Origin of the sequence: Sphingomonas sp., from assembly GCF_035490575.1 — a bacterium.
In the GTDB taxonomy this organism is placed as follows: Bacteria; Pseudomonadota; Alphaproteobacteria; order Sphingomonadales; family Sphingomonadaceae; genus Sphingomonas.
In genome coordinates, this window is record NZ_DATJLI010000069.1 from 1 (window position 1) to 23,203 (window position 23,203).

The window sequence follows — 23,203 nt, forward strand, 5'->3', positions numbered from 1 at the left end:
GCCCGCCGCCCGCCGCTAACAGCGCCACTCCCGGCGGGCGTGTAGCTCAGTGGTAGAGCACTGTGTTGACATCGCAGGGGTCGCAAGTTCAATCCTTGCCACGCCCACCACTTGAAAAGCCCGCCCTCTCGGTTCGAGATGGCGGGCTTTTTCATTTGCGACCCGATCGGCATCGCGGCGTTGTAGCGCTATCAAGGATCGCGCTATCCTGCCCGTGCGGCAGACGCGCATTGCTCGCACGCAACCGGGGAGAGAGATGAGATGAGCGGCATCAACATGACACGGCGTGGACTGATCGGTGCCGGTGGCGGCGCGGTGGCGGCGACACTGGCGGCGGGCATGGTTCCGGCCGCTGCGCGCATTCAGGCGGGAACCGGCGCGCGCGTGGCGGGACAGCCCATGCCCGACGGCGTAAAGCTGCCCGCGACCCCGCCGCGACCCAAGCGGCAGGACAGCGTGGGTTTCGCGATCGTCGGGCTGGGCGGCTATGCGCTCAACCAGATGATGCCGCGTTTCGTCGATGCCGAACGCGCGCATGTCGCCGCGATCGTGTCGGGCAACCCGGACAAGCTGGCCAAGGTGGGTGACGCATATGGCGTGCCGGGCGACGCGCGTTATTCTTATGACCGTTTTGACGAGATCGCGTCGGACGACCGGATCGACGCGATTTATATCGTGCTGCCCACCGGCCTGCACGCAGACTGGGCGGTGCGCGCATTCGGCGCCGGCAAGCATGTGCTGTGCGAAAAGCCGATGGCGCTTTCCAGTGCCGATTGCGAGCGGATGATCGCCGCCGGTCGCCGTGCGAATCGCAAGCTGATGATCGCCTATCGCTCGCATTTCGAGCCGTTCAATGTGGAGGCGATGAAGCTGATGTCGCAGAAAGCGGTCGGCGATATCCGGCTGCTGCGGACCGAGCAATCCTATCGCATGGGGCCGACCACGCCGCGTGAGAACTGGCGCGTCAGCCGCGCGCTGGCGGGCGGCGGGCCGCTGGAGGATTATGGCATCTATGGCCTGCAATCGGCGCTCTACCTGACGGGTGAAATGCCCGAGAGCATCAGTGCGACGACCTTTCGTCCCACCGGCGACCCGCGTTTTGCCGAGATTTTCGCGCATGTCGGGTCGCAGTGGCGCTTTCCCTCCGGCGCGGTCGCGCATCTCGCGACATCCTATGACTCGGCGGGCACCAATTTCGCGCATGTCCGCGGCACCAGGGGCGCGCTCATCATGGATCCGGCGACCAGCTATTCGGGACAGAAAATGCGGCTGGAGGGGCGCGAACCGCGCGAGTTGAACCCCGGCGACCCCGGCGTCCAGTTCGCCCGCCAGCTCGACCATTTTGCCGACGCTGTGCGCGACAACAAGCCGATTCGGACACCGGGCGAAATGGGGCTGCGCGACACCCGCCTGATCGAGGCGATCTATGCCGCGGCGGAGCGGGGGCAGACCGTGCGGCTGGCCCCGGATGGCCGGATGCGCGGCTGAACCAGCGATGCGTTTCGGAAGAACGCGATGACGCCCGGCCAGCTTCAGGACTTGCTGGTCGCGACATTGACCCGGACGGCGGGGGGTAGCCAGCGACGCTGGCGGCTCGCCGTCGGGCCGGTGCGCGTTTACGACCGGGCGACGCACGCCCATTGCAACTGGAGCGTCACGCCCAGTGGCAACCCGCAGGAGGTCGCGGCGATCGAATCGCTGATCGACGGCGTGCGTGCCTCCCACCCGTTCGTGCGCGGCGGTTAGCGCCTCGCGCCGATCGCCACTGGCGGTTGTCGCGGCGGCAGCGTGATGCCGAGCGAGGCGGCGCACCACCTGACCGCGCGCTGATGGGCGTCCGACAAGCCGCCGCGCGGGCGACGGATGCGGCATAATATTTGTCGATCGGGCGCAAAATAGACGACGACTTCGCGCCCGTCGCCGGCGTGGCGCGCGCGCCATTGCAGGGCCGCGCCGGGTTGGGAGCGAACCGGGTCCGATGGCCCCCATGATTTCAATCCCTCCGCCTCAACCAGATCCTGCGCGGCCCGCTCGGGCGTGGACTGCGCGGGAACGTCGATCTGTTCGGCGGCGACCTGCTCGCGCAAGGCCTCGCGGTCGGAGAAGGTGGCGACGATGCCGGATTGCGGGGTGAGGGCATGGAGCAACAGCACGGCGGCGAGCATCTGGGATCCTTCCGGCCCCAAAATGGGTAGCGGACGGGCGAGGTCAAGCGATCATGTGGCACCACCGGACGCCCTCGCGCGTTTTGGGTCGACAACGAAATGGCAAAGGAATCTGCATGACACGCGTAGCGGTCGTGACCGGCGGGGCGCAGGGTATCGGCAAGGGGGTGGTCCAGCATATGCTGGGCGAGGGGTGGCGTGTCGTCGCGCTCGATCGCGATCGGGAGGCGGTGGCCGACCTTGCCGCCACGCCGGACGACAATCTCCTGGTGCACGAATGCGATGTCGCGGATGAGCATGAAGTGGCTCAGGCGTTCGAGCGGATCGACGCCTGGATCGGGGCGGATGCGCCGGGCTTTGATCTGCTGGTCTCCAACGCGGGGCTGGCCAATCCGGTGATCGGACCGATCGAGGACGCCAGCCTGACCGACTGGCGGCGATGGCAGGACAGCCATGTCACCGGCGCGTTCCTGATGGTGCGCGCCTCGGTCCCGCGACTGCGGCGACGGGACGGCAGTTCGATCGTGCTGGTCGCGTCCACCCGCGCGCTCCAATCCGAAGCGCAGTGCGAGGGCTATGCCGCCGCCAAGGGAGCGTTGTGCGCGCTGTCACATGCCCTTGCGGTCAGCCTGGGTCCCGATATCCGCGTCAATGCCGTGTTGCCGGGCTGGATCGAGACCGGGCCATGGGCCAAGCCATCGGCGCGCCAACCCGCCGAACATCGCGAAATCGACCGCACGCAGCACCCGGTCGGCCGCGTCGGGGAACCGCGTGACATCGCGTCGGCGGTGGCGTGGCTGGCGAGCGAGGGGGCAGGCTTCGTCACCGGCCATCAACTGGTGGTCGATGGCGGCATGACCCGGCGGATGATCTACGCCGAGTGAAAGGAAAGGGGCGGCCCGTCTTGTCGACGGCCGCCCCATTTCGATTACTGGTCAAGGAATGACCGCATCTTGCGGCTGCGGCTGGGGTGCTTCAGCTTGCGGAGCGCCTTGGCCTCGATCTGGCGGATACGTTCGCGCGTCACGCTGAACTGCTGGCCGACTTCCTCAAGCGTGTGGTCGGTGTTCATGCCGATGCCGAACCGCATCCGCAGCACGCGTTCCTCACGCGGGGTCAGGCTGGCCAGCACACGCGTCACCGTTTCCTTCAGGTTCGCCTGAATGGCGGCATCGACCGGGATGATCGCGTTCTTGTCCTCGATGAAGTCGCCCAGATGGCTGTCCTCCTCGTCGCCGATCGGCGTTTCGAGGCTGATCGGCTCCTTGGCGATCTTCATCACCTTACGAACCTTTTCCAGCGGCATGGAAAGGCGCTCGGCCATTTCCTCCGGTGTCGGTTCGCGGCCCTGTTCGTGCAGGAACTGGCGGCTGGTGCGGACCAGCTTGTTGATCGTCTCGATCATGTGGACCGGAATGCGGATCGTGCGCGCCTGATCGGCGATCGAACGGGTGATCGCCTGACGGATCCACCACGTCGCATAGGTGCTGAACTTGTAACCGCGTCGATATTCAAACTTATCGACCGCCTTCATCAGGCCGATATTGCCCTCCTGAATCAGGTCGAGGAACTGCAGCCCGCGATTGGTGTATTTCTTGGCGATCGAGATGACGAGGCGCAGATTGGCTTCGACCATTTCCTTCTTGGCGATCCGCGCCTCGCGCTCGCCCTTTTGCACCATGTTGACGATGCGGCGGAACTCGCCAAGCGCCATGCCGGTCGATTGCGCGATCTCGGCGATCTCGACGCGGATGCGGTCGACGGTCGCGCCCTCGTTCTCGACAAACGCCTTCCACTTCTTGTCGAGGCCCTGGACCGCGGGCAGCCACTGCTCGTCCAGCTCGTGCCCCATATAGCGGTCGAGGAAATCCTTGCGGTTCACCTTGTGCCGCTCGGCCAGGCGCAGCATCTGGCCGCCAAGCGCGGTCAGGCGCCGGTTGAAGCTGTAAAGCTGGTCAACCAGATATTCGATCTTGGCCTGATGGAACTGGACGCTTTCGACCTCGGCGGTAAGCTCTTCGCGCAGCTTCTGATATTTGCGCTCGTCCGCCGCCGACAATTCGCCGCCCGCGCCCATCGCGTCGAGCCGCCTGACCTGCATCTTGGCGAAGCTCTTGTAGAGCGAGGTGATGCTGGCGAACTTTTCGAGCGCCTGCGGCTTGAGCGTCTCCTCCATCTGCGCGAGGCTAAGGGTATTGTCCTCTTCCTCGTCATCCGACGGGCGCGGCGTGCGCCGCTCGGTCATCGAATCCTCTTCCTCGTCGGCAGAGGCTTCTTCCGGCTCTTCTTCTTCCTTGAAGGATGGGCCGGCATTTTTTTCCGAAATCTCGCCATCGTCGTCGCCATCCTCGTCGGACAGCGATTCAGGGGCCGGGTCCTTGGACAGCATGGCGTCGAGATCGAGGATCTCGCGAAGCTGCATCGTGCCTTCGTTCAGCGCAGTCGACCAGTTGATGATCGCGTTGAACGTGATCGGGCTTTCGCACAGCCCCAGGATCATCGTGTCGCGACCAGCCTCGATCCGCTTGGCGATGGCGATCTCGCCCTCACGGCTGAGCAGTTCGACCGCGCCCATCTCGCGCAGATACATGCGGACGGGATCGTCGGTGCGATCGACCGTCTCTTTTTTCTTGGGAATTTCGAACGCGGGTGCGGAATCGTCCTGAGTTTCGGTCGATTCGGTGTCGTCGGCGCTGTCCTCCTCGGTATCGCCGTCTTCGCCCGCTTCCTCATTCTCGACAACATTCACGCCCATGTCGTTGAGCGCGGCCATGATGTCCTCGATCTGCTCGGAGGACATCTGGTCCTGCGGCAGCATCTCGTTCAACTGATCGACGGTGATGTATCCGCGCTTCTTCGCGCGTGCGACCAGCTTCTTGATCGAGCCTTCATTCAGGTCGATCAGCGGCGCGTCGCCCGTTTCATTTGTGTCGGCAACGTCCGCCATGTTCGCCTTCGCCATCAACTGCCCTCGATTACCCGATCGTTTCGTCGTCTTCGTCCGCGTGCGCGAGTTTTTCAAGTCGCGCCTTCAAACGCTGTTGCTCTTGCAACAACGCCTGCTGCCGCGCCAGCGCATCGCCGGTGAAGTGCGCCGCCATCGCCGACGTAGCCTCCGCCAATGCGGCGTCAACGCGTGGACGCGCGACCATCACCGCAATCGCCTCGTTCAAATCCGCTGCGGCGCGCGCATCGTCGGCGCCGGCTTGCGTAAACGAGAAAGGCAGGGCGTCGGCTCTCAGCAGATCACTCGCCACCTGATCGAACCCGGACCCGGCCAATATGGTGACGAGGCGCGTGCTATCAAGCGCCTGATCTTCAAGGGCGAGATCGACGACCGCCTCGAACGCGCGCGCTAGCGCTCCATCGGCGAGGCGCAGCGAACCCAGCACTTCCATATGCCGCGCGATTTCGGCGGGATGCCGGATCAACCCGCACAGCACGGCGCGCGCCAGCACCCGGTCGATGCCACCCGTGCCGACCGCGCGCGCCTCGTCGCCCGGCGGCGCTTCGGGGGGCTGCCATCCGCCCTTGGTGAAACGGCCACGTTGCGGCGTGCGCGCTTGCGATCGGGGCGGCGGGGCAGGGCGCTTGGCAAAGGTCTCGAAAAAGCGCCGCCGAAAATCGGCATGATATTCGGTGCGGACATTGGTGTCCGCGATCAGGTCCGCCTGTTCGGCCAGCCGCGCGCGAAGCCCCGCGCGCTCCTCCGGCGTGTCGGTCGGTTCGCTCAGCGCGTGACGCCACAGCCGCTCGACCAGCGGTTCGGGCTTGGCCAGCAACACCTCCATCGCACCCGGTCCCGATGCGCGGATCAGGTCGTCGGGGTCCTGCCCCGCGGGCAGTGTGACGAACGACAGGCTGCGCCCCGGCGCCAGCGTGGGTAGCGCGCGTTCCGCCGTGCGGATCGCCGCTTTCTGCCCCGCCGCGTCGCCGTCGAAGCACATCACCGGCACGTCGGCCAGCCGCCACATCCGCTCAAGCTGCGCCTCGGTCATCGCGGTGCCAAGCGGCGCGACCGCTTCGCCGAACCCGGCCTGCGCCAGCGCGATCACGTCCATATACCCCTCGACCGCGATCACGCGGCCGGCCTTGCGCGCGGCGGGCGCGGCGCGGTCGAGATTGTAGAGCGTGCGGCCCTTGTCGAAGAGCGGGGTTTCCGGCGAGTTCAGATATTTCGGCTCGCCCGCCCCGATGATGCGCCCGCCAAACGCGATCACCCGGCCCCTTGGATCGCGGATCGGGATCATCAACCGCCCGCGAAACCGGTCATAAGGCGCCTTGCCGTCGACCTGGATCAGCAGCCCCGCCTCGACCAGCATCGCATCGCCGAACTCGCTCAGCGCCTGGCGTAGCCGCGTGCGGCTGTCGGGCGCGAAGCCCAGCCCGAAGGTGCGCGCGGTGTCGGCGCGGATGCCGCGCCGTTCCAGCAGCGCGCGCGCGTCGGCGCCGTCCAGCCCGTAAAGCTGTTCCTCATACCATTTCGCCGCCGCCGCCATGACGTCATGCAGCGATTTCGCCCGCTCCGCTTTCTCCGCCGCGCGCTTGTCCTGCGCGGGCATTTCCAGCCCGGCAACCTGCGCCAGCTCCTTGACCGCGTCGATGAACGGCAGGCCCTGTTGCTCGGTCAGCCAGCGGATCGCGTCGCCATGCGCCCCGCACCCGAAACAGTGGTAAAAGCCCTTGTCGTCATTGACGTAAAAGCTGGGCGATTTTTCATTGTGGAACGGGCAGCACGCGCGAAACTCCCGCCCCGCGCGTTGCAGCTTTACCGTGCGGCCGACCAGCACCGACAAGGTGGTGCGTGCGCGGACCTCGTCCAGAAAGGCGGGCGTCAGACTCACGCTACGATTATATCATGGCAAAGCGTGACGCGCCTGTCGATCAACTAAGCGCTGCCTTCACCGCGCCGCTGGCCTTGGACATGTCCAGCACCTGGCCGTGACGCGCCTTCAACTCGGCCATCACCCGGCCCATGTCCTTCATGCCCGACGCGCCCAGATCGGCCTTGATCGCCTCGATCGCGGCGGCCGTTTCGGCGTCGTCCATCTGGCGCGGCAGGAAGCGTTCGATCACCGCGACCTCGGCGGCTTCGGCAGCGGCCAGTTCGGGGCGGCCGCCCTTTTCATACATTTCGATCGATTCGCGGCGCTGCTTGACCATTTTTTGCAGCACTTCGACCACCAGCAAATCGTCATCGGCGGGCGCGCCGCCGGTGCGAACCTCGATATCGCGGTTCTTGATGGCCGACTGGATCAGCCGCATGGTGCCCGTCGCGGCCTTGTCCCCGCCCTTCATGGCGGTGACCAGCGCGGCCTTGATATCGTCGCGAATCATGATTTCTCTCGAACTGAAGCGTAAACGAGAACTGTTAGCCCACCCCGCGCATATCGTCACTGGTTGACGGGCGGCGGCGCGGGGTCTAGCCGCCGTGCCTTAGCGACATTGCCAACCCAAGTTTACGGAGTAGCCGCCCCCATGGCCGACGCCACGCCCTTTCACGCGCCCGAAGGAGCCACGGGCGTGTTGGTTCTGGCCAATGGCGATGTCGTCTGGGGCCGCGGCTTCGGCGCGACCGGCGCGGCGGTGGGCGAAGTGTGCTTCAACACCGCCATGACCGGTTATCAGGAAGTGATGACCGACCCGTCCTATGCCGGTCAGATCATCACCTTCACCTTTCCGCATATCGGCAATGTCGGCACCAACGCCGACGATGTCGAGGCCGACGATCCCCACGCCCTTGGCATGATCGTGCGGGAGGATGTGACCGAACCCAGCAATTTCCGCTCGGTCGAGCGGCTGGACGACTGGATGCGCGCGCACAACCGCATCGGCCTGTCGGGCATCGACACCCGCGCGCTGACGCGCCGCATCCGTGAAGCGGGCGCGCCCAACGGCGTCATCGCCCATTCGCCCACCGGCGAGTTCGACGTGCCCGCCCTGCTGGAACAGGCCCGCGCCTGGCCGGGGCTTGAGGGCATGGACCTGGCCAAAACCGTGTCGTGCGAAATGCACTATGGCTGGGCCGGCGGCCTGTGGAAGCTGGGTGAAGGATACGGAGCCGGGGGCGGCGAGGATGCCCGCCCGCATGTCGTGGCCCTCGATTACGGGTCAAAGCGCAACATCTTCCGCAATCTGGTTCAGGCGGGCGCGCGCGTTTCGGTCCTGCCCGCCACCGCGACCTTTGACGAGGTGATGGCGCTCAAGCCCGATGGCGTGTTCCTGTCCAACGGCCCCGGCGACCCCGCCGCGACCGGCGAATATGCCGTCCCCGTCATCCGCCGCCTGCTGGATGAAAAGCTGCCGGTGTTCGGCATCTGCCTTGGTCACCAGTTGCTGGGTCTGGCTGTCGGCGCGCGCACGACCAAGATGCATCAGGGCCATCGCGGCGCGAACCACCCGGTCAAGCGGCTGGCCGACGGCGTGGTCGAGATCACCAGCATGAACCACGGCTTCGCGGTCGTGACCGAAACGCTGCCGGAGACCGCGCGCGAGACGCATGTGTCGCTGTTCGACGGCAGCAACGCCGGGTTCGAGCTGACCGATCGGCCAGCGTTCAGCGTGCAATATCACCCGGAAGCGTCGCCGGGACCGCAGGATAGTTTCTATCTGTTCGAGCGGTTCGTGGGGATGCTTCGTTGAACTCGATCGATAGCCCCAGCTTGGCTCAAGTCACCAAGAGCTTAAAAACGAGCAGTGCGGTTGTTCCTGCTCTTTTGCTTACAGCGATTTGCCTGCCTTTAGGAGCACTTGCCGCGGCATTCGTACCCGCACCGGTCAGTTATTTGTTTGTTGCTCTCGCATTAATTTGCCCGATTGCAACCCTGCTTCAGATCGTATTCTTCACGTTTTTCGATCGGGATAGGTTGCAGAACGAGGAGCATGTAGAGCGTAAAATGATGCTCACGCAAATGCGGAGTGAAATTGGCGACTCAAACGCTGTTATTGAAGCCAAGCCCGCCGAAATGCTGATTGCAAATCCGTCAGCCGCGGAGGGCAATAGTGTATAATAACTTCCTGATTAGTTATGATCCACTCATGACCGATCCAACCCCAACGAGGTTGGTCGAATTTGTCCGGTCTAATGGCTATACTTATCAGTACATGGTGCCCTTTTTGGGAACGGTGTTCGTGAAGTCAAAGGCGTCACTTGCCCAAATGAACGCAAGTTTCTCTCCGTTCTTGAATCCAAACCACTTTATCATAACGCAAATATTCGCCGTTATGACTAGCGGACTGTTGCCGCAAACGCATTGGAACTGGCTTAACGCCGACACTCCTCCCCCTCTTCCGGATCTCCGATAGAAATGCCCAAACGCACCGACATCACCTCCATCCTCGTGATTGGCGCCGGGCCAATCGTTATCGGTCAGGCATGCGAATTCGATTATTCGGGCACGCAGGCGATCAAGGCCTTGAAGGAAGAGGGCTACCGCGTCGTCCTGGTCAATTCGAACCCGGCCACGATCATGACCGATCCCGATCTGGCCGACGCGACTTATGTCGAGCCGATCACGCCCGAAATCGTCGCCAAGATCATCGAGAAGGAGCGGCCCGACGCCGTCCTGCCCACCATGGGCGGTCAGACAGCGCTGAACACCGCGCTGGCGCTGTTCCATGACGGCACCTTCGCGAAATATGGCGTGACGATGATCGGTGCCGATGCGGAGGCCATCGACAAGGCCGAGGATCGCCAGAAGTTTCGCGACGCGATGGACAAGATCGGGCTGGAATCGGCCCGCTCCGCCGTGGCGCACACGGTGGAGGAGGCGATTGCCGCGCTCGACCATACCGGACTGCCCGCGATCATCCGGCCCAGCTTCACGCTTGGCGGTACCGGCGGCGGCATTGCGTATAACAAGGAAGAGTTCGTCGACATCGTCCGCAAGGGGCTTGAGGCGTCGCCCACGACCGAGGTGCTGATCGAGGAATCGCTGCTCGGCTGGAAGGAATATGAGATGGAAGTCGTGCGCGACCGCGCCGACAATGCCATCATCGTCTGCTCGATCGAGAATATCGACCCGATGGGCGTCCACACCGGCGATTCGATCACCGTCGCGCCCGCGCTGACGCTGACCGACAAGGAATATCAGATCATGCGGAACGCGAGCATCGCGGTCCTGCGTGAAATCGGCGTGGAAACCGGCGGTTCGAACGTTCAGTTCGCGGTCAATCCCGCCGACGGCCGCCTGATCGTCATCGAAATGAACCCGCGCGTCAGCCGTTCGTCGGCGCTCGCGTCCAAGGCGACGGGCTTTCCCATTGCCAAGGTCGCGGCCAAGCTGGCCGTCGGATACACGCTGGACGAGATCGAGAACGATATCACCGGCGCCACGCCCGCCGCGTTCGAACCGACCATCGACTATGTCGTGACCAAAATCCCGCGCTTCGCGTTCGAGAAGTTCAAGGGGTCGGAGCCGATCCTGTCGACCGCGATGAAGTCGGTGGGGGAGGTCATGGCGATCGGCCGCTCGATCCACGAAAGCATGCAAAAGGCGCTGCGCGGACTGGAAACCGGCCTTTCGGGCTTCAACGATGTCGAGGCATTGAAGGGCGCGCCGCGCGCCGAGATCGAAGCCGCGCTCAGCCGCGCCACCCCCGACCGCCTGCTGGTCGCCGCACAGGCGCTGCGTGAGGGCTTCACCGTGGCCGAGGTTCACGCGATCGCCAAATATGATCCGTGGTTTCTCAACCGGATAAAGGAAATTGTTGACGCCGAGGCTGAGGTGATTGCCGGCGGCCTGCCGCGCGATGCCGCCGGCATGCGCCGGTTGAAGGCGATGGGGTTCAGCGACAAGCGGCTCGCTTATTTGGCGGTCGAGAGCGTCGGTCTGCGTGACCGTTTCCCCGCGCGCGGCGGCCTGATCCACGAAGCGGTCAAGGCCATGACCGGCGGCGTGAACGAGGATGAAGTGCGCGCGCTGCGCCACAAGCTGGGCGTGCGTCCGGTGTTCAAGCGCATCGACACCTGCGCGGCCGAGTTCGCGGCCAGGACGCCTTATATGTATTCGACCTATGAAGCGCCCAGCTTTGGCGCGCCAGAGGACGAAAGCATGCCCAGCGACCGGCGCAAGATCGTCATTCTGGGTGGTGGTCCGAACCGGATCGGGCAGGGGATCGAGTTCGATTATTGCTGTTGCCACGCCTGTTTCGCGCTCGCCGATGCCGGGTTCGAGACGATCATGGTCAACTGCAACCCCGAAACCGTCTCGACCGACTACGACACGTCCGACCGGCTCTATTTCGAGCCGCTGACGGCGGAGGACGTGCTGGAGATCCTTGAGGTCGAACGCTCGCGCGGCGAGCTGGTGGGCGTCATCGTCCAGTTCGGCGGGCAGACGCCGCTGAACCTTGCGCGCGCGCTGGAAGCGGCGGGGATTCCCATTCTCGGCACCAGCCCCGACGCCATCGACCTGGCCGAGGACCGCGAACATTTCGCCGCGTTGGTCGCGCGTCAGGGCCTGAAACAGCCCGCCAACGGCATTGCGCGCAGCCGTGAGGAAGCGATCGCAGTGGCCGAACGCATCGGCTATCCGGTGCTGATGCGCCCCAGCTATGTGCTTGGCGGCCGCGCGATGGAGATTGTCGACGGCACGGCACAGCTCGAATCCTACATCCAGACTGCCGTGCAAGTGTCTGGCGACGCGCCGGTTTTGATCGATCAGTATCTGCGCGACGCGATCGAGGTCGATGTCGATGCGATCAGCGACGGCACCGATGTCGTCGTGGCGGGCGTGCTCCAGCATATCGAGGAAGCCGGCGTCCATTCGGGCGACAGCGCCTGTTCGCTGCCCCCCTACAGCCTGCCCGCCGACGTGATTGTCGAGATCGAGCGCCAGACCGAAGTGCTGGCGCGCGCGCTGAACGTCGTCGGCCTGATGAACATCCAGTTCGCGGTCAAGGACGGCGAAGTCTATCTGATCGAGGTCAATCCCCGCGCCAGCCGCACCGTGCCGTTCGTCGCCAAGGCGATTGGCGCGCCCATCGCCAAATATGCCGCGCGTGTGATGGCGGGGGAAAAGCTCGCCGACCTGCCCGCCATCGACCGCCACATCGACCATGTCGCCGTCAAGGAAGCGGTCTTTCCCTTCGCGCGCTTCCCCGGCGTCGATCCGGTGTTGTCGCCGGAAATGAAGTCCACGGGCGAAGTCATGGGAATCGATGATGATTTCCCGATTGCCTTTGCCAAGGCGCAACTGGGCGCGGGCACCGTGCTGCCCGCATCGGGCCGCCTGTTCGTCAGCGTCAAGGACAGCGACAAGGCGGTGGTGCTGCCCGGTATCAAGCTGCTCGCCGAACAGGGCTTCACCATTATCGCCACTGGCGGCACCGCTGATTTCCTGGCCGGACAGGGCGTGGCGGTCGAACGGGTGAACAAGGTGGCGCAGGGCCGCCCCCACATTGTCGACCGCATCCTCGACGGGGAGATCGACCTGATCTTCAATACCACCGAAGGGTGGCAGTCGCACAAGGATTCGGCCGATATCCGCCGCTCAGCGCTCAACATGAAGGTGCCCTATTTCACCACCGCCCCGGCCAGCGTCGCTGCGGCGCGGGCCATTACGGCGGCGGCAAGCCAGTCCCTTGAAGTGCGTTCGCTGCAGGCCTATTATTCGCGTTCGCACGTTTGATCCCCAAATATAGCAGGTTGGTGTGCGGGCGGTCCCGAACAGGAGCCGCGCGAAAAGGGGTTGTTTAAGGAACTGAATATGGCGACCGTCGAAAAGATGCCGATGCTTCAGGAGGGCTATGACAAGCTCACCTCGGAGTTGAAGCGGTTGAAGGCGGAGCGCCCTTTGATCGTCGATGCGATCGAGGAAGCGCGCGCGCATGGCGATTTGTCCGAAAACGCCGAATATCACGCTGCCAAGGAACGTCAGGGCCAGGTCGAGGCGTCGATTTCCGATATCGAGGACAAGCTGAGCCGCGCGCAGGTCATCGACCCGCGTGACCTGTCAGGTGACAAGGTGGTGTTTGGTGCGACCGTCACGTTGCTGGACGATGACGAAAAGCCCGTCAAATACCAGATCGTCGGCCAGACCGAGGCGGATGCGAAAACCGGCCGCATCAGCTATAACTCGCCGCTGGGTCGCGCGCTGATCGGCCGTCGCGTCGAGGATGAGGTCGAAGTGTCGGTGCCCGCGGGCGACCGTTATTATCTGGTCTCGAAGATCGAGTTCATCTGAGGTCCGCGATGTTGAGCCGCGCGCCCGCCACGGTTGTCATCGCGGCGGTGACGGCGCTGGTCGGCGTGTTGCTGCTGCTGGGCGACATGGTCGGCTATGCCGCCGTCTATGCCGGGTTCATTCCCGCCCGCCTGGGCAACACGCTGCCGCTGCTCGCCGATGCCGATCTGATGCCGGTGTGGCTGACGCCGTTCACGGCGGCGCTGGTCCATGCCAGTTTCCTGCATCTGGGCTTCAACCTGGTGATGCTGGGCTATACCGGCGCCGCGGCCGAACGGGCGATCGGCGCGCGCGGCATCGTGGTGCTTTACCTGTTGTCGGCGATCGGCGCGGCGCTGGGCCAATATCTGTTCGAGCCTGTGTCGGCCGTGCCGATGATCGGCGCGAGCGGAGCCGCATCGGGCATCATTGGTGCCTATTCCATGCTCTACAGCCGGGGCGGGCGGGCGCGGCCGATCGGTCCCCTGTCGCGCGACGCAGTGCAGATGCTGTGGCTGATTGTCGCGTGGAGCGCGATCAACCTGCTGGTCGGCTTCGTCACCGCGGGCACGTCGATGCCGATCGCGGGCGCGGCGCATGTCGGCGGCTTCATCGTCGGTGTGGTGCTGGCGCGCCCGCTGGTCCGCTGGCATTGGCGTAGCGCATGATCGAAATCGCCTCCGCCGGCCTGTCCGCCGCGATCAACCCGCTCGGTGCCGAACTGACGCAGCTTCGCGATTCCGATGGCCGGGGGCTGATGACCGATGCCGACCCGGCTTATTGGACCGGCCACGCGCCAATCCTGTTTCCCATCGTCGGCGCGCTGAACGGCGGTCGCTATCGGCTGGACGGACAGGAATATGCCCTGCCGCAGCACGGCTTTGCCCGCCGCCGCCTGTTCGAGACGGTGGAGCAGAGCGACCGCGCCGTCACCTTGCGCCTGAGCGACGATGCCGACAGTCGCGCCGTCTTTCCCCGCGCCTTCGCCCTCGACGTGCGCCATGTCCTGAACGCCGCCACGCTGACCACCATTGTCACGGTGGAGAATCGTGACGATCGCGACATGCCCGCCAGCATCGGCTTTCACCCTGCCTTTGCCTGGCCGCTGCCCTATGGCCGCGCGCGCGCCGACCACCGCATCCGGTTCGAGGGCGTAGAGCCGGAGCGACTGGCGCGCATCGTCCCCGGCGGCCTGATCGGCCCCGCCGACCGCGACAGCCCGCTGGACGGCCGCACGCTGACCCTGCGCGACGATCTGTTCGAGCAGGATGCGCTGGTGTGGCAACGGGTGGAGAGCCAGTCGGTCCATTATGGCGCGGCGGACGGTCCCCAGCTTCGCATCGACTTCCCCGACACGCCGATGCTCGGCATCTGGACCAAGCCCGGCGCGGCCTTCATCTGTGTCGAGCCATGGCACGGCATTGCCGACCCGGCGGGCTTCACCGGCGAAATCTGGGACAAGCCCGGCATCCACCGCATTGCGCCGGGCGCGCGGTGGAGCGTCGAGATGGCGGTGACGCTGGAGGGGTAGGGGGGGCGATTAGCCGGGAATGGTATCATCCAGTTCCCGGAGGCGAGCCTCAATCTGTGGCATAAGCTGATAAATGTCAGTCAATTCAGATATAAGATGCTTAGTTTCGTCTTTTCCAGAAAACGTACCAACATATCTCGTTGTGGGAGAGTTCAACCACATCCGCGCAATCGTTTTACGATTGTTGTCATCCAAAAGAATAGCACAATAAGACTTGCTATCACGAATGACTACACGCTTGGGAGAAACCAAGCGCGATGCAATAGCTTGCACAATATGATAGCCTCCCAACTCTTCTTGCGTTGTGATGACAGACTCCTCCGGGGCGCTCGTTGACGCATCTTCCGGCTCGGACATCGTGGGCGTTGTAGCGTTCAGTGCCGAAGCCAGTCGTTCGTTGACGCGATCACGAATGATCGCCGCTATCGTATTCGGAATGATGCGACCAATTGTTTCTTTTGCGTTTTGTGTAATTCGTCCCTCGACAACGCGGGCAGCAAAAACCCTTACAAAATCATCAGTTGGTTCGGAAAACTCCTGTTCAATTGCTTTTCGCAAGAGAGACTGTAGCTTTAGATGACCGGCCTCTTGTATGATATTTTCGATATCAAACGCATTTTTTGCAAATTTTTCAATTGTTTTGATATCGGAAGGTTTGATCGCATCCATGCTAAACGTGAAGAACGGACGCTCGTCCATCTTGTTCGGCTTCTCGACGTCAGAGAAAAACTGATAATTCACGCCGTTTGTTAAAATTGCGAGGCGTGCATCCGTTACGCTAAAATAGCGAAAGAGTTGCGAGGCGTGGGCAATATTGAGTTCTGATGAGGCTGGTTTGCACTCAATGAGAATGTTGACTGCGCCATTTTCGCAAACTGCGTAGTCTACCTTCTCTCCTTTCTTTATGCCAACATCAGCATTAAACTCAGGCACAACCTCTTTCGGATTGAAAACATCATATCCGAGCGCTTGAAGAAACGGCATGACGAGCGCCGTCTTTGCTGCTTCTTCAGTTAGCAACACTTCGCGATGCTCGACCGTGCGCTTTTGAAGCTCAGCGAGCCTGGTAGCGAAATCCATCCTCTTGTCCCCCCTGATTCAGTGACGAAACGATGACGTGAGTTCGCAAAGTCGGCAAGTGGGCTTCCGTCGTTCAATACCGAGCAATCTTAAGGCCAGATGCTTGACTCCCACTGTCCTACAACCCCATTCCCGCGCTAAATTCCGCCCCATGCCCCCGGTTCACCAGTCCCGCCTCGCACCCCACACCCGCCGCACACCCCCGCATACCGCCCGAACCGACACCTCCCCCAGTGTGAAGTTTGACAAGTTCCGCCACGCCGCATCTCGACTTGCGCGGCGCTGCGGCATAGGGCGCTCGCGATGAGTAACGCTCCCGACCGCCGCACCTTCGCGATCATTTCCCACCCCGACGCCGGCAAGACCACGCTCACCGAAAAGCTGTTGCTGTTCGGCGGCGCCATCCATCTGGCGGGTGAGGTCAAGGCGCGGGGTCAGGCGCGGCGCGCGCGTTCGGACTGGATGAAGATCGAGCAGCAGCGCGGCATCTCGGTCACGTCGTCCGTCATGACGTTCGAGCGGGAGGGCGTGACCTTCAACCTGCTCGACACGCCGGGGCACGAGGATTTCAGCGAGGATACCTATCGCACGCTGACCGCCGTGGACTCGGCCGTGATGGTGATCGACGTCGCCAAGGGCATCGAAAGCCAGACGCGCAAGCTGTTCGAGGTGTGCCGCCTGCGCTCGGTCCCGATCATCACCTTCGTCAACAAGGTCGATCGCGAAGGGCGGCCGGTTTACGAAACGCTCGATGAAATCGCCGACCTGCTCGCGCTGGACGTCACGCCGATGACCTGGCCCGTCGGCATGGGCGGCGAGTTCGAGGGCATCTATGATCTGGTCGGCAACCGCCTGTTGCTTCCGGAGGGGCCGAGCCGCGAGTTTCAGGGCAAGGTGATCCAGGTGTCCGGGCTGCACGATCCGGTGCTCGACGAACATCTCTCCGCAGCTGGCGTAGCCAAGCTGCGCGAGGATGCCGAACTGGCGATGGCGGGCTATGCGCCCTTCGATGCCGAGGCGTATCGCAACGGTGACCTGACGCCCGTTTATTTCGGGTCGGCGCTCAAGGAGTTCGGGGTCGATGCGCTGATCGGCGCGCTGGCCGAACACGCGCCCCCGCCGCGCCCGCAACCCGCCGAACCCGCGCCGGTATCGCCCGACGATCCCCAGGTGACGGGCTTCGTGTTCAAGGTTCAGGCGAACATGGACCCCAACCACCGCGACCGCATCGCCTTCATGCGACTGTGTTCGGGGGTGTTCAAGCGCGGCATGAAGCTGACGCCCAGCGGCCATGGCAAGCCGATCGCGGTGCACTCGCCCATCCTGTTTTTCGCGCGCGAACGCGAACTGGCGGATGAGGCGTATCCCGGCGACATCATCGGCATTCCCAATCACGGCGTGCTGCGCGTGGGCGATACGCTGTCCGAACGGCCGGGCATCCGCTTTACCGGCCTGCCCAATTTCGCGCCCGAAATCCTGCGCCGCGTCGTGCTGACCGATCCGACCAAGACGAAACAGCTCCGCAAGGCGCTGGACGACATGGCGGAGGAGGGGGTGACGCAGGTCTTCTACCCCGAAATCGGCTCGAACTGGGTGATCGGCGTGGTGGGGCAGCTTCAGCTCGAAGTGCTGCTCAGCCGGCTGGATGCTGAATACAAGGTCGGCGCCAATCTGGAACCTGCGCCGTTCGACACCGCGCGCTGGGTGTCTGCGGAGGACCCCGCCGCGCTCAAGGAGTTCATGGACCTCAACCGGTCGTCGATGGCAAAGGATCGGGACGAGAACCCGGTGTTCCTCGCCAAATCTGCATGGGAAGTGGGTTACATCGCGGAACGCTATTCCAAGGTGAAGTTCGCCGCCACCCGCGAACGCTGATGGCGGTGGGGCGGGACCTTACCGCCCGCCCGTCCGCCTTGTCAGCGCCGCGACGCAACTGGCCCGGTCGATCGCCCGCCCATCCCGCTGGCGTGCGTCGACATGAGTGACGACCGGCACGCCGCCGCCCTGTTTGGGGTAGAGATAGGCGTCGAGGACACAGATGCCGCTGCCGAATTGCAGCTTGCGGCCCGTGCCCTCGGTCACATCGGCATCGGCGTCGCCGAACAGCCGGGTCAGGGCGCTGGCGTTCTGGCCCAGCACCCGTTCAAGTCCGACCGTGGTATAGGTCGGAGCCGCCGGCGGGGGCGGGGCGGGACCGGTCATCGGCGTGGGGACGGCAGCGCACCCGCCCAGCATCAGTGCCCCCAGACCTGCCGCGCTCCAGTGCCTCAAATCCGCCCCCTTCGATGATACCAATGCGTCGCCATCGCCGCCGCCAGCACCGGCGCGACCAGGTTGACGACGGGTATGACAAGCAATGCCGTTCCCGCCAGCCCAAGCAGCAGCCGCCCGGTGCGGGTTGTCGCACGAAACCCCCGCATCGCCGCGCGGTCCCGGTGCCGCGCCGCCACCATATCGCCCAGATCGCGTCCCAGCAGCCAGCCATTGACGATCAGGAACAACGCCGCCGTGCCCACACCCGTCACCAGCAGCGCCAGATAGATGGGCGACAGCACCAGATTGACGGCCACCGCCCGCGCCGCCGAACCCAGCCCCATGGCAATACCGCGCATCAGGGGCACGGGCCGCGCGGTGGTCAGTGCGTCGGGATAATGCCGCCGCTCCACCGCCGACACGACATCATCGGCGAACAGCCCGACCACCGCGATCGCCACCGCACGAAACAGCAGCCACGCCGCCAGCACGGCAGCGACGATGGCGGCAACGCCGGCCAGCTCGCTCCACCACCCCGCGCCCAGCGCTTGCGCCGCCCAGCGCGCCAGCCACCAGCCGCCGCCGACCAGCGCGGCAAAGGTCGCCAGCGTCAGCGCCAGCGACTTTGCAATCACGCGCAGCACCGCCGGATCGCCAAGCTGACCGATGGAGAGGGCGAAGGCACGCAACATGCCGCTTCCTCTCATGCCCCGTGCTGCTTGACCAGTGCCGCTTGCGCCCACCGGCTTGGCAAGATAACCGCCGACAAATTTTCGTGGAGCAGCCGCACTTGACCGAAGCCACTTACGACGTTGTCGCGATCGGCAACGCCATCGTCGATATTCTCGCTCAGGCCGATGACGACTTTCTGGTGGCTGAGGGGATGAACAAAGGCTCGATGCAGCTCATGTTCTCGCCCGAGGCCGCTGACGCACTTTATGCCAAGATGGGACCGGGCCGGGAGATTTCGGGGGGGTCGGCGGCCAATACCGTCGCCGGCATCGCGGCGCTGGGCGGCAAATGCGGTTTTATCGGCCAGGTCGCCGACGATCAGCTCGGCACCGTGTTCGCGCATGACATCCGCGCTCAGGGCGTGCGTTTCGAAACCGCCACTCGCGCGGGAGAGCCGGCGACGGCGCGCTGCCTGATCTTTGTCACGCCCGATGGGCAGCGCACGATGAACACCTTCCTTGGCGCATCGCAATTCCTGCCCGAAGCGGCGCTGGACCGTAATTTGATCGAAGCAGGCGCGATCCTGTATCTCGAGGGTTATCTGTGGGACCCGGAAGAACCGCGCCGGGCGATGCGCGCAGCCATCGATCTGGCGCGCGCCGCCGGTCGCCGCGTCGCCTTTACGCTGTCCGACGTGTTCTGCATCAGCCGCCATGGCGACGATTTCCGCAGGCTGATTGCCGACGGGCTGATCGACATCCTGTTCGCCAACGAAAATGAATTGCTCGCGCTGGCTGAACGCGATGACTTTGAGGCGGCGATCGATCAAGTCGCGGCGCAGGTGCCGGTGCTGGTGGTGACGCGCAGCGAGAAGGGCGCGCTCGCCATCTGCAATGGCGAGCGCCACGCCGTTGCGGCCGAACCGATCGAGCGCGTGGTCGATACCACCGGCGCTGGCGATCTGTTCGCGGCGGGCTTCCTGCATGGACAGGCGCAGGGGCATGATGTCGCCACATCGCTGCGAATGGGGGCGCTGTGCGCGGCCGAGATCATCTCGCATTATGGCGCCCGGCCGGAGGTGGACCTGAAGGCGATGATCGCGCAAAAACTGAGCTAGGCGAAACGGGAACATCGGGGGCAGCGGCGATGCTTGGACGGTTTACACTTGTGCTGGCATTCGCCGCCGCCATTGCCCAACCCGCGAACGCACAGTCGCTCGACGCGCGGCTCGACCGGCTGATGGCGACGCGGCCGGTGATCGACGGGCACAATGACCTGCCCTGGGAAATTCGCGACAAATATGACTCGGCGGTCGAGCGGCTCGACCTGAACGGCGACACGTCGCGTCTGGACCCGCCGCTCCAGACCGATTTGGTCCGCATGAGGCGCGGCGGCTATGCCGCGCAATTCTGGTCGGTGTGGATCCCCGCGACGGTGACGGGGCCTGAGGCGGTCGCGACGACGCTGGAACAGATCGACATCGTGCATCGCATGGCGGCGCGCTGGCCCGACCGGCTGGTGCTGGCGAGAACCGCCGATGATGTGGAGGCTGCGCGGCGCTCGGGTCGGATCGCCAGCCTGATCGGGGTCGAGGGCGGCCATCAGATTGACGGGCGGCTGGCGGTCCTGCGGCAATATCGCGCGCTGGGCGTCGGTTACATGACGCTGACCCACAGCCGCAACATCGCCTGGGCCGACAGCAGCACCGATGCGCCCGCCACCCAGGGTCTGAGCGATTTCGGGCGGCAGGTAATTGCCGAAATGAACCGCATCGGCATGATTGTCGATTTGTCGCACACTGCTGCCGACACCGCCCGCGCGGCGATCGCGGCATCGCGTGCGCCGGTGATGTTCAGCCACTCCAACGCCTTTGCCGTCAACCCGCATCCGCGCAACGTGCCCGACGACATGCTGCGCGCGGTCGCGGCCAATGGCGGCATCGTCATGGTCAACGTCTATCCGGTTTTCGTGTCGGACAAGGTGCGCGCGTGGCAGGCGGAAAAGGCGGCGGTGGAGGCGCGGCTGAAATCCTCGCCCGCCGGGCTGATGCTGGGCGAACCGGCGCAGGCGATCGACGCGCGCATGGCCGAATGGATGCGCGCCAACACGATGCCCGCCGTGACGGCGGCCGATGTGGCCGATCATGTCGACCATATCGCGCGCGTGGCGGGTCGCGATCATGTCGGGCTGGGCGGCGATTATGATGGCATCAGCGGCACCGGACCCGAAGGGATGACCGGCGTCGACGGCTGGCGGTTGCTGTTCGCCGAACTGATGCGGCGCGGCTGGTCCGACGCCGACCTGCAAAAGCTGGGTAACGGCAACATGCTGCGCGTGATGCGCGCCGTCGAACGCGCGGCGCAGTAGCGGGTCAGGCGGCGAACATCTTGGTGCCGACCACGCCGACCACGATCAGCGCGATGAAACCAAGCTGGATTGCATTCAGGCTTTCGCCGAACAGGATCATGCCGAAAATCGTCACGCCGACCGCGCCCAGGCCGGTCCACACAGCATAAGCGGTGCCGGCGGGCAGCCCGCGCATCGCCATCGCCAGCAGCCACATGTTCAGGAAGCTGAGCGTGATCGGCACCGCCGATGCCGACCAGCTTTGGTGCGTCGCCGCCCATTTCAGGCTCAGCGCCCAGATGATCTCGGTCACGACCGCGACGCCCAGAATCAGCCACGCCATCGGAATATCTCCTGCAAGCGGGCTCGTTCGCTGGCTTGCGGCCGGAAACCCGAAAGAGGCCGGCAAGCGCCGCGGCGAATCGCATCGCCGCGCAGGCGCGTGCCGTTAGCCCAATCATTGCCGTCGGTCCACGCCGCAGTCGGCCGGCCCTGCGCTTTGCGGTCGGCCTCGCTGCATCGTTCAGCCTTTTTTGTTGAATTGCTGCGAAACCGCATCCATGTCGGTAATCCTTACACCCGGCGGGCAGGGGCGCGGGCGATGATAAGATTGTTCAAGCATTATGTGCCGAACGCGGTGCTGCTGCTCGGCCTGCTCGACTTCATCTGCCTGCTGGTCGCGGCGGAGTTTGGCTGGCAGTTCCGCCTGCATCAGCTCGACATGATCCCCGAACCGATCGGCACGCGGGTGGCGCAACTGCTGACCTTTGCCATCAGCCAGATGCTGGCGATCGTCGCGGTCGGCACCTATTCGCCGCGTGCGTTGACCTCGATGCGGTTTGCGACCGCCCGGTTGATCGTCGCGGTTTCGCTGGGCACCATTTTCCTGTCGGTGATCTTCTTTCTGGTGCCTGCGCTCACCTTCTGGCGATCGAACCTGCTCTACGCGATGGTGGCTTCGCTGGCGGTGCTGTTCATGCTGCGCCTGCTGATCGGCAAGACGCTGGGCGGACAGGTGTTCAAGCGCCGGGTCGTCGTGCTGGGCGCGGGCGCGCGGGCCGAGCGCATTCGTATGCTGGCGCGACAGCCCGGCGCGGGTTTCGTCGTCGTCGGCTATGTGGCGATGAGCGAGGTCAACCGGATCATCCCCGAAGCGATTGCGCGTGATGCGATCTACAACCTGGCCGACCATGTCGTCCTGCTGAACGCGAGCGAGGTGGTGCTGGCGCTTGAAGAACGGCGCAACGCGCTGCCGCTCAAGGACCTGGTGCGGATCAAGACGACCGGCGTGCACGTCAACGAAATCTCGACCTTTCTCGAGCGCGAAACCGGGCGCGTCGACCTGGACAGCCTCAATCCCAGCTGGCTGATCTTTTCCGACGGATTCTCCTCGGGGCGGATGTTTTCCAGCGCGTTCAAACGGTTGTTCGACATCGCCGCGTCGCTGTTGCTGCTGGCGCTGACGCTCCCGCTGATCCTGCTCACCGCGGTCATCGTCAAGCTGGATAGCAAAGGCCCGGCATTTTACCGCCAGCGCCGCGTCGGCCTGTATAATCAGGGCTTCGACATCGTGAAGCTGCGCTCGATGCGTGTTGACGCCGAAGTGCCGGGCAACGCGGTCTGGGCGGAAAAGGATGATCCGCGCATCACCCGCATCGGCCGCGTTCTCCGCAAGCTGCGGATCGATGAACTGCCCCAGTGCTGGAGCGTGCTGAAAGGCGAGATGAGCTTTGTCGGCCCGCGTCCCGAACGACCGCAATTCGTCGACGACCTGGAACAGAAGCTGCCTTATTATGCCGAGCGGCACATGGTGAAGCCCGGCATCACCGGCTGGGCGCAGATCAACTATCCCTATGGCGCGTCGATTGACGATGCGCGCCAGAAGCTGGAATATGATCTGTATTACGCCAAGAATTATTCCCCGTTCCTGGACGTGCTGATCCTGCTTCAGACGCTGCGCGTCGTGCTTTGGCCAGAAGGCGCACGGTGAT

At 64.2% G+C, this 23,203-nt stretch carries 21 protein-coding genes and 1 tRNA gene; 14 read left to right on the top strand and 8 right to left on the bottom strand.

From position 1 onward, the window contains the following. Positions 1 to 35: 35 nt before the first annotated feature. The 3 genes from VL973_RS05115 (at position 36) to VL973_RS05125 (ending at position 1,746) form a co-directional block, all read left to right on the top strand. A tRNA-Val gene (locus VL973_RS05115) sits at positions 36 to 110 on the top strand. Between the two features lie 151 nt (positions 111 to 261). Next, entirely contained in the window at positions 262 to 1,488 is a 1,227-nt protein-coding gene (locus tag VL973_RS05120; protein WP_325282953.1) for a Gfo/Idh/MocA family protein, read from the top strand. A gap of 27 nt (positions 1,489 to 1,515) precedes the next feature. After that, a complete protein-coding gene (locus VL973_RS05125; RefSeq protein WP_325282954.1) occupies positions 1,516 to 1,746 on the top strand; it encodes a hypothetical protein in 231 nt (76 codons plus the stop codon). Here the strand turns inward: VL973_RS05125 and VL973_RS05130 are convergent. Beyond that, entirely contained in the window at positions 1,743 to 2,165 is a 423-nt protein-coding gene (locus tag VL973_RS05130; protein ID WP_325282955.1) for a hypothetical protein, read from the bottom strand. The genes VL973_RS05125 and VL973_RS05130 overlap by 4 nt on opposite strands. A gap of 116 nt (positions 2,166 to 2,281) precedes the next feature. On the opposite strand from VL973_RS05130, the gene VL973_RS05135 reads away from it, so the two are divergent. Beyond that, entirely contained in the window at positions 2,282 to 3,049 is a 768-nt protein-coding gene (locus VL973_RS05135) for an SDR family oxidoreductase (protein WP_325282956.1), read from the top strand. A gap of 44 nt (positions 3,050 to 3,093) precedes the next feature. Here the strand turns inward: VL973_RS05135 and rpoD are convergent, their stop codons facing one another. From rpoD to VL973_RS05150, 3 genes are read right to left on the bottom strand one after another with little or no spacing between them, the layout of a single operon-like run. Next, positions 3,094 to 5,127, bottom strand: a complete 2,034-nt coding sequence (gene rpoD, locus VL973_RS05140) for an RNA polymerase sigma factor RpoD (RefSeq protein WP_325282957.1) — start codon at positions 5,125 to 5,127, stop codon at positions 3,094 to 3,096. Positions 5,128 to 5,140: 13 nt separating this feature from the next. Then, the gene (dnaG, locus tag VL973_RS05145; protein WP_325282958.1) at positions 5,141 to 7,009 is read right to left on the bottom strand and encodes a DNA primase; all 1,869 of its coding nucleotides are present in this window, start codon (positions 7,007 to 7,009) and stop codon (positions 5,141 to 5,143) included. Positions 7,010 to 7,049: 40 nt separating this feature from the next. Beyond that, complete coding sequence (locus VL973_RS05150) at positions 7,050 to 7,502, bottom strand: GatB/YqeY domain-containing protein (RefSeq protein WP_325282959.1); 453 nt, start codon at positions 7,500 to 7,502, stop codon at positions 7,050 to 7,052. Between the two features lie 141 nt (positions 7,503 to 7,643). Here VL973_RS05150 and carA point away from each other — a divergent pair, with 141 nt between their 5' ends. The 6 genes from carA (at position 7,644) to VL973_RS05180 (ending at position 14,861) form a co-directional block, all read left to right on the top strand. Beyond that, positions 7,644 to 8,807 carry a glutamine-hydrolyzing carbamoyl-phosphate synthase small subunit gene (carA, locus tag VL973_RS05155; protein WP_325282960.1) on the top strand — a complete coding sequence of 388 codons (1,164 nt, stop codon included), beginning with the start codon at positions 7,644 to 7,646 and terminating at the stop codon, positions 8,805 to 8,807. Between the two features lie 20 nt (positions 8,808 to 8,827). Next, a complete protein-coding gene (locus tag VL973_RS05160) occupies positions 8,828 to 9,175 on the top strand; it encodes a hypothetical protein (protein WP_325282961.1) in 348 nt (115 codons plus the stop codon). Positions 9,176 to 9,472: 297 nt separating this feature from the next. After that, a complete protein-coding gene (gene carB / locus VL973_RS05165; RefSeq protein WP_325282962.1) occupies positions 9,473 to 12,796 on the top strand; it encodes a carbamoyl-phosphate synthase large subunit in 3,324 nt (1,107 codons plus the stop codon). Between the two features lie 78 nt (positions 12,797 to 12,874). After that, positions 12,875 to 13,351 (top strand): transcription elongation factor GreA, encoded by a 477-nt coding sequence (greA, locus tag VL973_RS05170; RefSeq protein WP_325282963.1) that lies wholly within the window; start codon positions 12,875 to 12,877, stop codon positions 13,349 to 13,351. An 8-nt stretch (positions 13,352 to 13,359) separates the two neighbouring features. Then, a complete protein-coding gene (locus VL973_RS05175) occupies positions 13,360 to 13,998 on the top strand; it encodes a rhomboid family intramembrane serine protease (protein ID WP_325282964.1) in 639 nt (212 codons plus the stop codon). Next, on the top strand, positions 13,995 to 14,861 hold the full coding sequence (locus tag VL973_RS05180; protein ID WP_325282965.1) for an aldose 1-epimerase family protein: 867 nt from the start codon (positions 13,995 to 13,997) through the stop codon (positions 14,859 to 14,861). The genes VL973_RS05175 and VL973_RS05180 overlap by 4 nt, the downstream gene beginning before the upstream one ends. Before the next feature lie 9 nt (positions 14,862 to 14,870). Here VL973_RS05180 and VL973_RS05185 read toward each other — a convergent pair whose 3' ends face one another. After that, on the bottom strand, positions 14,871 to 15,941 hold the full coding sequence (locus VL973_RS05185) for a type I restriction endonuclease (RefSeq protein ID WP_325282966.1): 1,071 nt from the start codon (positions 15,939 to 15,941) through the stop codon (positions 14,871 to 14,873). A gap of 303 nt (positions 15,942 to 16,244) precedes the next feature. Here VL973_RS05185 and VL973_RS05190 point away from each other — a divergent pair, with 303 nt between their 5' ends. After that, entirely contained in the window at positions 16,245 to 17,816 is a 1,572-nt protein-coding gene (locus VL973_RS05190; protein ID WP_325282967.1) for a peptide chain release factor 3, read from the top strand. 18 nt (positions 17,817 to 17,834) lie between these two features. Here VL973_RS05190 and VL973_RS05195 read toward each other — a convergent pair whose 3' ends face one another. Both VL973_RS05195 and VL973_RS05200 read right to left on the bottom strand, forming a co-directional pair. Further along, on the bottom strand, positions 17,835 to 18,176 hold the full coding sequence (locus tag VL973_RS05195; RefSeq protein WP_414712197.1) for a hypothetical protein: 342 nt from the start codon (positions 18,174 to 18,176) through the stop codon (positions 17,835 to 17,837). A 32-nt stretch (positions 18,177 to 18,208) separates the two neighbouring features. Next, on the bottom strand, positions 18,209 to 18,886 hold the full coding sequence (locus VL973_RS05200; RefSeq protein ID WP_325282969.1) for an EI24 domain-containing protein: 678 nt from the start codon (positions 18,884 to 18,886) through the stop codon (positions 18,209 to 18,211). A gap of 98 nt (positions 18,887 to 18,984) precedes the next feature. On the opposite strand from VL973_RS05200, the gene VL973_RS05205 reads away from it, so the two are divergent. After that, a complete protein-coding gene (locus VL973_RS05205; protein WP_325282970.1) occupies positions 18,985 to 19,983 on the top strand; it encodes an adenosine kinase in 999 nt (332 codons plus the stop codon). 29 nt (positions 19,984 to 20,012) lie between these two features. Continuing rightward, complete coding sequence (locus VL973_RS05210; protein WP_325282971.1) at positions 20,013 to 21,233, top strand: dipeptidase; 1,221 nt, start codon at positions 20,013 to 20,015, stop codon at positions 21,231 to 21,233. 4 nt (positions 21,234 to 21,237) lie between these two features. On the opposite strand, the gene VL973_RS05215 is transcribed toward VL973_RS05210, so the two are convergent. After that, positions 21,238 to 21,555 (bottom strand): DMT family transporter, encoded by a 318-nt coding sequence (locus VL973_RS05215; RefSeq protein ID WP_325282972.1) that lies wholly within the window; start codon positions 21,553 to 21,555, stop codon positions 21,238 to 21,240. A gap of 258 nt (positions 21,556 to 21,813) precedes the next feature. Between VL973_RS05215 and VL973_RS05220 the strand changes: the two genes are divergently transcribed. Next, a complete protein-coding gene (locus VL973_RS05220) occupies positions 21,814 to 23,202 on the top strand; it encodes a TIGR03013 family XrtA/PEP-CTERM system glycosyltransferase (RefSeq protein WP_325282973.1) in 1,389 nt (462 codons plus the stop codon). The last annotated feature ends 1 nt before the right edge of the window (position 23,203 follow it).

Excerpts from the sequence above, each read along its gene's own strand:
- VL973_RS05125 (WP_325282954.1), top strand. The coding sequence starts at position 1,516 with ATGACGCCCGGCCAGCTTCAGGACTTGCTGGTCGCGACATTGACCCGG.
- VL973_RS05130 (WP_325282955.1), bottom strand. The coding sequence starts at position 2,165 with ATGCTCGCCGCCGTGCTGTTGCTCCATGCCCTCACCCCGCAATCCGGC.
- VL973_RS05185 (WP_325282966.1), bottom strand. The coding sequence starts at position 15,941 with ATGGATTTCGCTACCAGGCTCGCTGAGCTTCAAAAGCGCACGGTCGAG.
- rpoD (WP_325282957.1), bottom strand. The coding sequence starts at position 5,127 with ATGGCGAAGGCGAACATGGCGGACGTTGCCGACACAAATGAAACGGGC.
- VL973_RS05135 (WP_325282956.1), top strand. The coding sequence starts at position 2,282 with ATGACACGCGTAGCGGTCGTGACCGGCGGGGCGCAGGGTATCGGCAAG.
- VL973_RS05175 (WP_325282964.1), top strand. The coding sequence starts at position 13,360 with ATGTTGAGCCGCGCGCCCGCCACGGTTGTCATCGCGGCGGTGACGGCG.
- greA (WP_325282963.1), top strand. The coding sequence starts at position 12,875 with ATGGCGACCGTCGAAAAGATGCCGATGCTTCAGGAGGGCTATGACAAG.
- VL973_RS05120 (WP_325282953.1), top strand. The coding sequence starts at position 262 with ATGAGCGGCATCAACATGACACGGCGTGGACTGATCGGTGCCGGTGGC.
- VL973_RS05200 (WP_325282969.1), bottom strand. The coding sequence starts at position 18,886 with ATGTTGCGTGCCTTCGCCCTCTCCATCGGTCAGCTTGGCGATCCGGCG.
- VL973_RS05180 (WP_325282965.1), top strand. The coding sequence starts at position 13,995 with ATGATCGAAATCGCCTCCGCCGGCCTGTCCGCCGCGATCAACCCGCTC.
- VL973_RS05195 (WP_414712197.1), bottom strand. The coding sequence starts at position 18,176 with ATGCTGGGCGGGTGCGCTGCCGTCCCCACGCCGATGACCGGTCCCGCC.
- carB (WP_325282962.1), top strand. The coding sequence starts at position 9,473 with ATGCCCAAACGCACCGACATCACCTCCATCCTCGTGATTGGCGCCGGG.
- VL973_RS05210 (WP_325282971.1), top strand. The coding sequence starts at position 20,013 with ATGCTTGGACGGTTTACACTTGTGCTGGCATTCGCCGCCGCCATTGCC.
- VL973_RS05190 (WP_325282967.1), top strand. The coding sequence starts at position 16,245 with ATGAGTAACGCTCCCGACCGCCGCACCTTCGCGATCATTTCCCACCCC.
- carA (WP_325282960.1), top strand. The coding sequence starts at position 7,644 with ATGGCCGACGCCACGCCCTTTCACGCGCCCGAAGGAGCCACGGGCGTG.
- VL973_RS05150 (WP_325282959.1), bottom strand. The coding sequence starts at position 7,502 with ATGATTCGCGACGATATCAAGGCCGCGCTGGTCACCGCCATGAAGGGC.
- VL973_RS05215 (WP_325282972.1), bottom strand. The coding sequence starts at position 21,555 with ATGGCGTGGCTGATTCTGGGCGTCGCGGTCGTGACCGAGATCATCTGG.
- VL973_RS05220 (WP_325282973.1), top strand. The coding sequence starts at position 21,814 with ATGATAAGATTGTTCAAGCATTATGTGCCGAACGCGGTGCTGCTGCTC.